This window comes from Acinetobacter sp. BIGb0102 (assembly GCF_003815055.1).
Taxonomy (GTDB): domain Bacteria; phylum Pseudomonadota; class Gammaproteobacteria; order Pseudomonadales; family Moraxellaceae; genus Acinetobacter; species Acinetobacter vivianii.
This window is the reverse complement of record NZ_RKQE01000012.1, coordinates 363,776-376,973: the sequence shown is the minus strand read 5'-3', so window position 1 is coordinate 376,973 and position 13,198 is coordinate 363,776. Positions and strand designations below refer to the sequence as shown.

At 40.1% G+C, this 13,198-nt stretch carries 11 protein-coding genes and 1 pseudogene; 5 read left to right on the top strand and 7 right to left on the bottom strand.

Annotation, left to right across the window (positions count from 1 at the left end):
* Positions 1 to 141: 141 nt before the first annotated feature.
* From alaS to csrA, 3 genes are all read left to right on the top strand, one after another.
* Positions 142 to 2,832 (top strand): alanine--tRNA ligase, encoded by a 2,691-nt coding sequence (gene alaS, locus EC846_RS10595; RefSeq protein ID WP_171410015.1) that lies wholly within the window; start codon positions 142 to 144, stop codon positions 2,830 to 2,832.
* Between the two features lie 66 nt (positions 2,833 to 2,898).
* Positions 2,899 to 4,179, top strand: a complete 1,281-nt coding sequence (locus EC846_RS10590; protein ID WP_004771564.1) for an aspartate kinase — start codon at positions 2,899 to 2,901, stop codon at positions 4,177 to 4,179.
* Between the two features lie 237 nt (positions 4,180 to 4,416).
* Positions 4,417 to 4,680, top strand: a complete 264-nt coding sequence (gene csrA, locus EC846_RS10585) for a carbon storage regulator CsrA (protein ID WP_004771563.1) — start codon at positions 4,417 to 4,419, stop codon at positions 4,678 to 4,680.
* 56 nt (positions 4,681 to 4,736) lie between these two features.
* Here the strand turns inward: csrA and rnhB are convergent.
* Both rnhB and EC846_RS10575 read right to left on the bottom strand, forming a co-directional pair.
* Positions 4,737 to 5,309 (bottom strand): annotated as a pseudogene (rnhB, locus tag EC846_RS10580) (ribonuclease HII); the annotation flags it as partial.
* Positions 5,310 to 5,345: 36 nt separating this feature from the next.
* Positions 5,346 to 5,729, bottom strand: coding sequence for a hypothetical protein (locus tag EC846_RS10575; RefSeq protein WP_004771561.1), 384 nt, complete (start codon positions 5,727 to 5,729; stop codon positions 5,346 to 5,348).
* Between the two features lie 226 nt (positions 5,730 to 5,955).
* On the opposite strand from EC846_RS10575, the gene EC846_RS10570 reads away from it, so the two are divergent.
* Positions 5,956 to 6,513: a cytochrome b gene (locus EC846_RS10570; protein WP_004771560.1), complete on the top strand. Its 558-nt coding sequence runs from the start codon at positions 5,956 to 5,958 to the stop codon at positions 6,511 to 6,513.
* Positions 6,514 to 6,558: 45 nt separating this feature from the next.
* Here the strand turns inward: EC846_RS10570 and EC846_RS10565 are convergent, their stop codons facing one another.
* The 4 genes from EC846_RS10565 to EC846_RS10550 form a co-directional block, all read right to left on the bottom strand.
* Positions 6,559 to 7,557: an adenosine deaminase gene (locus EC846_RS10565; protein WP_123775142.1), complete on the bottom strand. Its 999-nt coding sequence runs from the start codon at positions 7,555 to 7,557 to the stop codon at positions 6,559 to 6,561.
* Positions 7,558 to 7,669: 112 nt separating this feature from the next.
* Positions 7,670 to 8,989, bottom strand: a complete 1,320-nt coding sequence (locus EC846_RS10560) for an NCS2 family permease (protein ID WP_123775141.1) — start codon at positions 8,987 to 8,989, stop codon at positions 7,670 to 7,672.
* Positions 8,990 to 9,318: 329 nt separating this feature from the next.
* Entirely contained in the window at positions 9,319 to 9,504 is a 186-nt protein-coding gene (locus EC846_RS10555; RefSeq protein WP_123775140.1) for a hypothetical protein, read from the bottom strand.
* A 309-nt stretch (positions 9,505 to 9,813) separates the two neighbouring features.
* Positions 9,814 to 12,015: a TonB-dependent receptor gene (locus EC846_RS10550; protein ID WP_123775139.1), complete on the bottom strand. Its 2,202-nt coding sequence runs from the start codon at positions 12,013 to 12,015 to the stop codon at positions 9,814 to 9,816.
* 335 nt (positions 12,016 to 12,350) lie between these two features.
* Here EC846_RS10550 and EC846_RS10545 point away from each other — a divergent pair, with 335 nt between their 5' ends.
* Complete coding sequence (locus EC846_RS10545) at positions 12,351 to 12,584, top strand: DUF6500 family protein (RefSeq protein WP_123775138.1); 234 nt, start codon at positions 12,351 to 12,353, stop codon at positions 12,582 to 12,584.
* A 184-nt stretch (positions 12,585 to 12,768) separates the two neighbouring features.
* Here EC846_RS10545 and EC846_RS10540 read toward each other — a convergent pair whose 3' ends face one another.
* Positions 12,769 to 13,101, bottom strand: coding sequence for a DMT family transporter (locus EC846_RS10540; RefSeq protein WP_047432466.1), 333 nt, complete (start codon positions 13,099 to 13,101; stop codon positions 12,769 to 12,771).
* Between the last annotated feature and the right edge of the window lie 97 nt (positions 13,102 to 13,198).

Genomic DNA, 13,198 nt, shown 5'->3' with positions numbered 1-13,198 from the left:
AATCGTTGGTGAGGCGGGTATTTTCCGTTATAATTTAGCACTTTTAAAATCTATGCCACGCAATGGGTTCGATTGTAAAACGTTAAAAACAACGTACCTTATTGCATATAGCCAAATTCAAAATTATGGAGTGTCTTGGTTGTGAGTACTCGCTTTATGACATCAGCTGAAATCCGTGAAGCATTTTTGCGTTATTTCGAATCGCAAGGGCATACACGTGTCGCTTCGAGTTCTCTCGTTCCCGCCAACGACCCAACTTTGCTGTTTACCAATGCTGGTATGAACCAGTTTAAAGATTGTTTCTTAGGTCTAGAAAAGCGCGATTATGTCCGTGCAGTTTCATCACAAAAGTGTGTCCGCGCTGGCGGTAAACACAATGACCTCGACAACGTAGGTTATACCGCACGTCACCATACCTTCTTTGAAATGTTAGGTAACTTCTCTTTCGGTGATTATTTCAAACAAAACGCGCTTAAATTTGCGTGGGAATTCTTGACCAGTGAGCAATGGTTAGGTTTACCGAAAGATCGTTTATATGTCACGGTTTATCACACGGATGATGAAGCGTTTGATATCTGGAATAAAGAAATCGGTCTAGACGCAGATCGTATTATCCGTATTGGTGACAATAAAGGCGGACAGTACGCATCAGACAACTTCTGGGCAATGGGTGATACAGGCCCATGTGGTCCTTGTTCTGAAATCTTCTATGACCATGGCGATCATATCTGGGGTGGCTTACCAGGTTCACCTGAAGAAGATGGTGACCGTTTCATCGAAATCTGGAACAACGTTTTCATGCAGTTCAACCGTACTGCAGATGGTGTCATGCACCCTCTTCCAGCACCATCTGTAGATACAGGTATGGGCTTGGAGCGTATTTCTGCGGTATTGCAACACGTTAATTCAAACTATGAAATTGATTTGTTCCAACACTTATTAAAAGCAGCGGCTGAAATCATTGGTTTAGATACCACTGCAATTGAAGCTGAAGCGAAAGCTCAAAATAAACCAGTTGAATACCCTGCTTCTTTAAAAGTGATTGCAGACCATGCACGTTCATGCTCATTCCTGATTGCTGACGGTGTTAACCCTTCAAATGAAGGTCGTGGTTATGTGTTGCGTCGCATCATTCGTCGCGCAGTACGCCATGGCAACAAACTCGGTGCGACTGGTTCATTCTTCTACAAGATGTTGCAACCACTGATCGAAGTGATGGGCGATGCTTATCCAGAGCTTGCCGCACAGCAAGCACGCATCGAAGCGCAACTACTTAAAGAAGAAGAGCAATTTGCGAAAACACTTGAGCAAGGCCTGAAATTACTTGAAGGTGAGTTGGCTCAACTGAAAGGCAATGTAATTCCTGGTGAAACTGTATTTAAACTTTATGATACTTATGGTTTCCCAACAGATTTAACCGCTGATATCGCACGTGAGCGTGACCTTACCATTGATGAAGCTGGCTTCGAAGTTGAAATGGCTGCACAACGTCAACGCGCACGTGATGCAGGTAAATTCGCAGTTGACTATAACAGCATTGTAAAAGTTGAAGGCGAAACTCAGTTTGATGGCTACGATGCAACCCAAGGCCAAGGTCAAATTGTTGCGATTTACAAAGATGGCGTTCAGGTTGATGAAATCAACGAAGGTGACGAAGCACTTATCGTTCTAAACCAAACCCCTTTCTATGCAGAAAGCGGTGGTCAGATTGGTGACACAGGTATCTTCAAAAACGATACTGGTATCTTCGAAGTACAAGATACTAAAAAATCTGGTGGTGCTTTTGTCCATCAAGGTATCGTGACCATGGGTAGCCTCAAAGCAGCTCAAAATGTTGAAGCGACTGTTAAAGCAGACATCCGTGCTGCAACAGCGCGTAACCACTCAGCGACTCACCTTTTACATGCAGCTTTACGCCAGATTCTTGGTGAGCATGTTCAACAAAAAGGTTCTTTGGTTGCAAGTGACGTTTTACGTTTTGACTTTGCCAATGACCAGCCTGTTTCATTTGAACAATTGCAACAGATTGAACGTTTAGTCAATGCCGAAGTAATTGCAAATACTGCGGTAACCACTGAACTACTTGATATCGACACAGCAAAAGCCAAAGGCGCAATGATGCTGTTCGGTGAAAAGTATGGTGAAGAAGTTCGTGTATTGTCGATGGGTTCAGTCATTGAAGAGAAAAACTTCTCGATCGAACTATGTGGCGGTATTCACGTTAAACGCACAGGTGATATTGGCTTATTCAAAATCACTTCTGAAGGTGGCGTAGCTGCAGGCGTTCGTCGTATTGAAGCAGTGACTGGCACAAAAGCACTTGAAGTGGTTCAAAAAACTGAAACAGATATCCAGACGATCAATGGCTTGTTAAAAGCACAGAAAGATCAAACTGTTGAGAAAGTTGAAGCGATTGTTGAAACAGCTTCTAGTCTACAAAAGCAAATCGAACAATTGAATCAGAAATTAGCAAGCTTCCAAGCTGCTGACTTACTGGATCAAGTGAAAAAAATTGCTGGTCGTCAAACGTTAATTACAGCTGTACAAGGTTTGGATGCCAAATCATTACGCAATCTACATGACAGCGTAAAATCAAAATTGGAAGATGCAGTCATTATTTTAGCTGGTGTTGATGGCGATAAAGTGAGTTTAATCGCCTCTGTCGCTAAACAATATGCTGCAACTCTAAAAGCAGGTGACATCATCAAACACTTGGCTCAAGAGCTGGGTGGTAAAGGTGGTGGTAAACCTGACTTAGCACAAGGTGGCGCGCCACTTAACGAGAAGTTTGATCAAGTGATGGCAGCATTACCTGCTTGGCTTGAGCAATAAACAAAACTTCACTTTTGTGTAACTGACCCTGATGCCTCTCAGGGTCATGGCTTATATGGAACAACTATGGCATTAATCGTTCAAAAATATGGCGGTACCTCTATGGGTACTCCTGAGCGCATTTTAAATGTTGCTCGTCGTGTCAAGCGCTGGCATGATCATGGTCACAAGGTGGTCGTGGTTGTATCTGCAATGAGTGGTGAAACCAACCGCTTACTTGCGCTTGCCAAAGCCATTACCAGCACCCCTGACCCACGTGAATTAGATCAAATGGTGTCAACGGGTGAACAAGTAACGATTTCCATGTTAGCTATGGCACTTAATTCAATTGGTGTAGAAGCTAAATCATATACAGGTCGTCAGGTTGGTATTAAAACAGACAGCGCGTTTACCAAAGCACGTATTGAGTCAATTGATACTGATGTGATGACGGCTGATTTAGATGCAGGTCGTGTAATCGTTGTTGCTGGCTTCCAGGGTTATGATGCCAATGGCAATATCACAACGCTAGGTCGCGGTGGTTCTGATACTTCTGGTGTTGCGCTTGCAGCCGCACTAAAAGCAGATGAATGCCAAATCTATACCGATGTGGATGGTGTTTATACCACTGACCCACGTGTAGCGCCTAAAGCGAAAAAAGTCGACCGTATCTCTTTTGAAGAAATGCTTGAAATGGCATCTTTAGGTTCAAAAGTTTTACAAATTCGCTCTGTTGAATTCGCAGGCAAATATCAAGTTCCATTACGCGTATTATCAAGCTTTGATAATGAAAATGATGGCGCATTTGATGAAGATTTCAAACAAAACGTAGGCACACTAATTACGACTGAGGCAGAAGACGATATGGAACAACCAATCATTGCAGGTATTGCATTTAACCGTGACGAAGCAAAATTAACAATTTTGGGCGTTCCTGATGAGCCAGGTATTGCATCTAAAATCTTGTCGCCAATCAGTAATGCCAACATTGAAGTGGATATGATTATCCAGAATGTTGAAGAAGATGGTACAACTGATTTCACTTTCACTGTAAACCGCAATGACTTGGCAAAAGCGAAAGCGATTTTAGACCAAACGGCAAACAGCATTGAAGGTTGTGAAGTTGTAACGCGTGATGACATCGTAAAAGTATCAATCGTGGGTGTTGGTATGCGCTCTCATGCTGGCGTAGCGAGTAAAATGTTCACTGCATTGGCTGAAGAAAGCATTAATATTCTCATGATTTCTACATCAGAAATTAAGGTTTCTGTCATCATTGAAGAAAACTACCTTGAGTTGGCAGTTCGTTGTTTACATACAGCTTTTGGCCTAGACCGTGAACACGGTGAAAGCAGTGCTCGTGCTTAATTAATAGCTGCTTAAACATATTTACTTGTGAGTAAATAAGAAAAAAAACAGAGCCACTATAGTTTTTTTTATAGTGGCTCTGTTATATTAGCCTTGAGGTTTTTAAGAAGATTCTCACAGAACTTACGAAAAAGAATGTTTTTTACATATTTCTGTTAGAATTTTCTGTATATTAGGCTGTGCTTTCGAACAATGAATTCCCTGTCGCAAGTTTAAGCGTTTAGCAAGGAGATAAACATGCTGATTCTGACCCGTCGTGTCGGAGAAACATTAATGATTGGGGATCAAGTCAGTGTTACTGTGCTTGGCGTAAAAGGCAATCAGGTGCGTATTGGTGTAAATGCTCCAAAAGAAGTTTCTGTGCATCGTGAGGAAATTTACCAACGTATCCAACATGAACGTGCCATGCATGAGCATCTGCAACATCTTGATCAAGATTATCAACATTCTTATGAAGAAGATAATAACGAGTTCCCTCGTCATAATAACTTCAACCGTTAATGTGCAGAATTCTTTTCTGAACAATTAAAGCGACTATTTATAGTCGCTTTAATTGTTTATAGACCTAGTGCTTTTTTAACCGGTCCATAACTGCGGCGGTGTTCATCAATCACACCATGGGCCGCGATCGCTTCAAAATGAGCCTTGGTTGGATATCCTTTATGTTTGGCAAAGCCGTATTCAGGATATTGCTGATCAAGCACCTGCATCTGGCGATCACGTGTGACCTTTGCCAGAATACTTGCTGCACTGATCTCAGCATGACTCGCATCTCCCCCGACAATTGCTTCACATGCAATCGTAATTCCTTTTGGAATCTGATTACCGTCCACAATCACCTTTAAAGGCTGAGTATGCAAGTTTTCGACCGCACGACGCATTGCCAGAAAAGTTGCCTGTAAAATATTAAACTCATCAATTTCAGCATGGGTTGCTTCAGCAATTGACCATGCCAAAGCCTTTTCCTGAATCTCCAAGAATAATTTTTCGCGCTTCTTTTCTGTTAGCTTTTTAGAATCATTTAAACCTTCAATCGGATTATCTGGATCTAAAATGACGGCAGCGGCAACGACAGAACCCACAAGTGGCCCACGTCCCGCTTCATCTACACCCGCAATTGTCATACTACTTCTCTCAAAATAGGCTGATGACTCAGCCTGATCTTATTAACCTGCTTTTTTAAACGTTTCTGCCACACATGCATTTACAGTTTGTGAAACCACTTGAGTCACAATTGTTGCACGAGCAGTAGGATCAATTGCAGCTGTTGCTAATTCAACTGCTGTTACGCTGTTTGGCGCTTTTTCGCTAACACAACCACAGACTTCAGTCTGGATATTTTCACGTTGTTCAGCAGTCATTACACGTGTTGCTGTTTTCCATGCTGGTAAAGTATTAATCTCATTAATACATTTTGCATTTACCGCAACTTTTAATGCCGCCATACCCAATTGCTGAGAAGTCGCGCCAGCCGAGTTGCTGCCATCTGGTGTTACACATCCTGTTAGGGCTAAAACAACAGGGGCAACAATAAGTACCAACTTTTTCATGATTTCTTACCTGTATCTAAATTTTTGGCAGGCGTATTGTGCCTAAACAGCAAGTTTTATGATATGACTCAATGCAATCTTTACATAATATAACAATTATAACTTAACAATATCTTGATGACCGTTCTAAGCATAAAACGCTCCGTTACATTTCCATTGTATGAGAAAGAACCAAGCCTAATTAAAATTAAAAAAATCCCATCTATAACAATGCCAGGATGTTGCAATGCCAACCTCAGCACAATATTACACGCGTACGGCACAAGTTATTCATTGGCTCATGGCTGCAATTTTTATCACTGCCTGGTTGATTGGCTTTTACAGTGGTAACTTTCTTAGCTATGACGTTGATGGTAGCTTTAAAGGTAATGTCATCACACTTCATAAGAATATTGCCACGACCATTATTTTCTTAGTGATAATCCGAATTTTTTGGCGCTACACCCACCCTGTTCCGCAACTGCCAGATACCATGTCACCGATGATGAAAACACTGGCTCATGTCGGACATTTTTTCCTGTATCTAATGTTATTAGCTTTACCTATAACAGGCTGTTTATTTAGCTGGAGTGCTGGGCATCCTGCACCCGTTTTATATTTATTCGAAATTCCACGTTTAGTTCAAGATAATCCTGACCTACTGGCGATTGTTAAACCATTGCACATTTATCTTTCTTGGTTTGCAGGTTTACTGGTTGCGGGACATATCTTGGCTGCGATTAAACATCATGTTGTTGATAAAGATAATGTCTTACTCAGCATGTTACGCCAGCCAAAAAAGTAAAATATTCAGATATAAAAAAACCGCTTTACGCGGTTTTTTTATTTTTTAAAGCTTATTCACTTCAGCAATCCACTTTTGCTTTTCTTCATCAGAAATAAATGAAGCCTCAAAAGAGTTAATCGCAAGTTGCTTTAATTCTTCATTGCTCAGATCCAGCGCCTGCTGAATGGCAACAAAGTTATCATTCATATAGCCACCGAAGTATGAAGGATCATCCGAGTTCACCGTCACATGAACGCCTTTCTGCAACAAACGGCGAATATTATGCTCACCCATGTCTTTTACGACACAAAGCTTTAAATTACTCAAAGGACAAACCGTCAAAGGCATCTTTTCTGCAATCAGACGCGCCATCAGACGCTCATCTTCTTCCGAACGCACACCATGGTCAATACGATTGACTTTAAGCAAATCCAGCGCTTCCCAGATGTATTCTGGTGGACCTTCTTCACCTGCATGCGCAACGATTAAGAAACCTGCGTCACGGGCTTTGACAAATACACGCTCAAATTTCGAAGGAGGATGCCCTACTTCACTTGAGTCTAGACCAATCGCAATAATGTCATCTTTGAAAGGCAATGCTTGCTCAAGCGTTTCAAACGCTTTTTCTTCGCTCAAATGGCGCAGGAAGCACATGATCAATTGAGAACTAATGCCCAACTTATCTTGTGCATCTTTACAGGCACGTTTAAGACCAGCCAATACCGTTGCAAACGCCACCCCACGCTCTGTATGCGTTTGTGGATCAAAGAACATTTCGGTGTGAACAACATGATCTTCAGCACATTTTTCAAAATAAGCCCAAGCAAGGTCATAAAAATCCTGCTCATGCACAAGCACATTCGCGCCTGCATAATAAATATCGAGAAAAGATTGAAGATTATGAAAGTTGTACGCCTGCTTCACTTCTTCAACAGATTGATAAGGAATCTGAATCTGATTACGCTGTGCAATAGCAAACATCAATTCCGGTTCAAAAGTCCCTTCAATATGCACATGCAATTCGGCTTTGGGTAAAGCACGAATCAGCTCGATTTGATTCATATTAACTCCACGTCTAAAGAAAAAAGGGTGTTACCAAATGGACACCCTTTTCGGGTTCTTTGCCTGAACAACCATTCAAACAAAGAATTATTTAAAAATAATAAATCTTGGATTAACCGCCAAATGCCGCGAACTTAAACACCCAAAGCGCAGCAATGATCCAGACCATATACGGTACAGTTTTCGCTTTACCTGTGAATAATTTAACCAGCGCATAGCTAATAAAGCCCATTGCAATACCATCAGCAATTGAATACGCAAATGGCATAAATACAATCGTTAAAAATGCAGGAACGGCTTCAGTAATATCATCCCAGTCGATATTGGTGATCCCTTGGATCATCAACACACCAATGAACAATAATGCAGGCGCAGTTGCAAAACCTGGTACAGATTGAGCCAATGGTGCCAAGAATAAACAGCCCACAAATAAGAGTGCCACAACAACAGCGGTCAAGCCTGTACGACCACCCGCTGCCACACCTGATGCAGACTCAATATAAGGAGTAGTTGATGATGTACCTAAAGCAGCACCAGCAACGATCGCAGTTGAGTCAGCAAATAATGCTTTTTTCAAACGCGGCAATTTACCATCTTGCAAGAGGCCTGCACGGTGCGAAACACCAACCAATGTCCCTGTACTGTCAAATAAATCGACAATAAAGAAAACAAAAATCACGCCCACCATACTGGCTGTAAACAGACCTTCAAAGTCCATTTGCATAAATGTCGGTGCAATCGAAGGAATCTCACCTACCACACCCTTAAATTCATTTAAGCCCAGCAATGTTGCAATAGCAGTCACAGCCAAGATACTGATAATGATTGCGCCACGCACTTTGAATTGATGTAACAATACGATCAACAGGAAGCCAAATAATGCAAGCAATACCGTCGGCTGTTTAATATCTCCCAGCCCAACTAAAGTTGCCTGATTTGCAACAATAATGCCTGAGTTCTTTAAAGCAACCAAAGCTAGGAACAAACCAATACCACCACCAATGGCAAATTTAAGTGACATTGGAATCGCATTGACAATTGCTTCACGGATTTTGAAGAAGCTGATGGCAAGGAAAATAATCCCTGAAACAAAAACAGCAGCCAAGGCAGTTTGCCAAGGCACACCCATGCCTAAGCAGACAGAATAGGTAAAATAAGCATTTAAGCCCATACCAGGTGCTAATGCGATTGGATAATTCGCAATAATCCCCATGACTAAACAGCCGATTGCAGCAGCCAGACAGGTCGCAACAAACACCGCTCCGTGATCCATTCCTGTTTCAGAAAGAATGAGCGGATTTACAATAATGATGTAACACATGGTTAAGAATGTGGTTACACCTGCCAAAACTTCTGTTCTAAAGTTAGTTTTGTTATCGCTTAATTTAAATAAGCGTTCTAACAAACCAGCTGAAGCATTAGGCGTTGTCATAACATAGCACCTGTTAAAATCTAAGATCGTAGGACGTGAAATCTATACTCTTGTGCGACAATCTTTTTTGAATTTGCACAAAAGAGTACTCGAAGCTAGAAAGCAATCTATATGCCAGCTTGGTACTTGTTACATAGACAACATGTATAAATTTAATTTCGCTATCAAAACGTAAAAAGCCGCATATCTTGATGCAGCTTTTTATTTAGTGGTAAATATTTTAACAGATTCTATTTAAAACTTGCGCATCGCAAAGTAAAAAAAGACCACTTAATCGACAATCTCAAGTAAACAATTGAGTCATCTACCCTGTGTGAAGCGGTAGACTTCTAATTACCGCGTTTATATGAGGATAAATGGCTACGAGGGTCTTGCTGAATATTATCAAGGCTATGTTCTGCATCTTGGACAATTTTCATGAGCTCTTGTCGCTTTTTCATCTGCGCGTCGGTATAGGCCACATAACCTAAAACGATGATGGCAAAGCTCACAAGTAAAGTCAGTGTAATCTTCATTATTATTATCTCTATTTTAATGTTTTCTTTAATACTAGCAAAAAAGTATTAAACAGAGTAAAAATAAGCATAATAAAACCAAAAATGAGAACTACATCACAATTATACAGTTATTCTTAAGATTTTATTGCTTATTTTTCATACAATTAAATATTAGAATATTACCGTATTTTAAGCAATGGCATTTTATATAATTCAATAAGATAGATATAAATTACATCTTTATTTTTTAGATTGTTTTAGTGCTCCCCAATAAAAAAGCATCCCTGCTGATACAGAGATGCTTAAAAGAATAATGAACTAAATTATTTAGAACTGGTAATTTAAACGCACCAAGAAGTTGCGTGGAGTGCCTGGCATTGACTCTGAGCGCCAGTATTCCTTATTGGTGAGATTATTGACTGCAATTGTCAGATTCCATGGATCTGCACTATAGCCAATTGCTGCATCAAGACGAGTAAAACCTGCAAAATCATTCGGTTCTCTATCAAGGTTACCATTCGGATAAACCTTGGCATCACCGACATAGGTTGCACCAACTTCACCATAAATCTTATCGGTTGGTAAATAACGAACAAATAGATTACCAGTATGACGTGGTGTATTGTTTAGCTGCTTACCTACATTTTCTGGCTTAGGATCTTTCGTCACTTCGGTGTCCATATAACTATAACCACCACGAACAAAGAGATTGTCTAAAGCGCGCCCAATAAAGCTAAACTCGATGCCTTTCGACTGGTGCTGAGCACCAACTACCCAATTTTCTGGTTCATCTGGATTTGGCTGGTAACGAATATTATTCTTGCGAATATCAAACACAGAAAGCTGCGTATTTAAACGATCATTTAGCCAGTCACTTTTTACACCGACTTCATATTGTTCATTATATTGTGGTTTAGCATCGAATGTATCAACATCTGTATTTGCAGAGACGACACTTACCCCCACGCGCCCACCAAATGGTGCAAAGCTTTTGCTATAAGAAGCATAGAAACTCTGACTCTCAACGGGTTGCCAGATAAAACCAATATTAGGACTAAAACTATCCCCATCAATACTACGGTGATAATCCAGAGCGTCACTTGGCTTTAAACGATTGGTTGTTTCCGATTGGTAATAATCGTAACGGCCACCCAGCATCACCTTAAAATAATCATTGAAACTGATTAAGTCCTGAATAAACACGCCATAACCTTCCCCTTGATTATAGTTATGTGTATTTAGCTTTAGATGACCAGAACCTCTTGAACTACTACGCTGACCCGTTAATGGATTTACATATCCATATATTGCCGTACCATCTTCGTTCTTATTCGCTAGAAGTGGCTCACGCTGTTCATAGGTCCAGTCTGCACCGACCAATAAATTGTGCTTAATACTGCCTGTATCAAACTCACCACGGATATCAAAAGTATTACTGGTGGTTTTATTATCAGTTTTCTGCCAATAATAAATTTGCGAGATGTCACCGACATGCCCTTTGCATGATCCAGCATTTGAAATTGTAGTACTCTCAGTCGTACAAAGTCCGCCCGCATAAAAATGATCAAAATTTTGTTCAGCTTGACGATAGCTTAAAGCCCAATGAAAATTCCAATTTGGTGCAAATTCATAATTCAAGTCAGAACGCGCAACCTGCAATACGTCATTGACGAAATCCCCCTCTTGCGCAAAACCAGTTTTTATTGAGGTACCTTTTGGAAGCGATGTATATGACGGTCCACGATCAGGAACTCGATGCAACTTGTCATAGGTATATTGCATGGTCCAAGTTAAACCGTCATCATTTTTATAAGTAAAACTTGGGGAAAGCATTTCGATTTTATTTTCAATGCCTGAACGGAAACTATTCGACTCTCCGTATTCACCTGTCAAACGTACCGCAACGTTGTCATTCAATACTTGGTTGAAATCGACTGTGGTTCCATAGTTATCATATGATCCACCATAAACACCAACAGAACTTTTAGAATCAAAATTGGCAAATTTACTTACCATATTGATCACACCGCCACCTGAGCTACGACCATAAAGTACAGATGCAGGGCCTTTTAAAATCTCGATACGTTCAATATTTGCAGTGCTACGGCGAACTTGGCCACTTTCTCGGATACCATCACGGTAAATATCACCAGTATCTGCATTGAATCCTCTTAAATTAATACCATCCCCACGCATGTCATAACTGGTAGAAACCCCTGGTGTGCCTTGCAACATGACACTGAGATCATTTGCACCATAGATTTTATATTTTTGCACATCAATGGTATCAATCGTTTGTGGTATATCTTTTTTCTTAAGACCATTACGGGTCACACTTGCCTGCTCATAATCAATATAACTTTTGATCGGATCAAGCTCGCTCATCGCTTCAATTTTAATCGTTGGCATGACTGCCGTTGGAGCGCTCTGTTCATTTGCAATTGCATGATGTGCTTGCAACATCATCATGGTTAACAAGCTAAACTTAAATATCGGTTTAATGCTCACACCCAAGTCTAAAGGCTTCATAAAATTTCCAAAAAAATTCAGACAAAAAATTAAAAAAAACTTAAAAATAAACAAACGCTACAATTTTAATAAAAATCATTCTCATTTTCACTATATTTTCTACCATTTTCCATCTTTTGGTCGGTTTATTAAACATTCAGACTGTTTGACATTCCTTATTACCCTCATATCAATAAAGAATACGCTTTGTAAGCATCCAAAGATTGATGAATTGATGATCTTTTCACTGGATTTTCACATATTAAATCAATGTAAACCGCCTCTCCTTCAGCAAATTCTCATGACATAAGTGCTAAAATAATTCAGTTCAGCCATCAACAGACTATTTACAAAAAATGAGAAAAGAAATTAGAGCCAAAATCATTCAAGTGTGCGACGAAAAAATTGCTAAAAAAGGTAGTCAGGTCGGGCTTTCTTTTTATGCGTTCTTTGCTAATAAGAATGATGATCCTGAACGTCTTATGGAAGCTGCCCAATGGTGGATTATGGAAAATCGACTTGATCATTTTGAGAAAGCCACAAAAATTAAAGCGCTGATCTTGAGTCAATCTACTCAAGAAAATACGTAATTAAGTGCGTATTGTAACGCCCCTTACAACCGGTCTGTATTATGAGATTTAAAATTATTGGAAAGCTCAGGCCACATCACATTTAGCCCCAACGTATATGAAAAGACATTAAAATAGTCTTACAAAGATAGATAAGGATTTCTAAAACCGAGCTCAGACGGCTCGGTTTTTTATAATTAGAGAATTAATGCGAACTGGATTTCGACAACAGATTTAAGATCAGTACCCCACTCATAATCAGTGCAATTCCAACAATTCCCCAAACATCTAGTTTTTGATCAAACACAAACCATGCTACTGTTGTGATCAAGACAATCCCGACACCCGACCAGATTGCATACGCAATTCCGACTGGAATCGTTTTAAGTGTCAAAGAGAGACAGTAAAATGCAATCACATAGCCAAGTACAACCACAATAGAAGCGAGCGGCTTGGTAAAACCTTCACTACTTTTCAATGCTGAAGTCGCAATCACTTCCGCAATAATCGCGATAAACAAAATAATCCAGTTTTTCATTTAACCGCACCTCAGCAAATCTATATTTATGATAGGAATAAAATATTCAGAGAAAAAAACACCCTTATGAAAAGGGTGTTTTTTAATGTTTATTTGA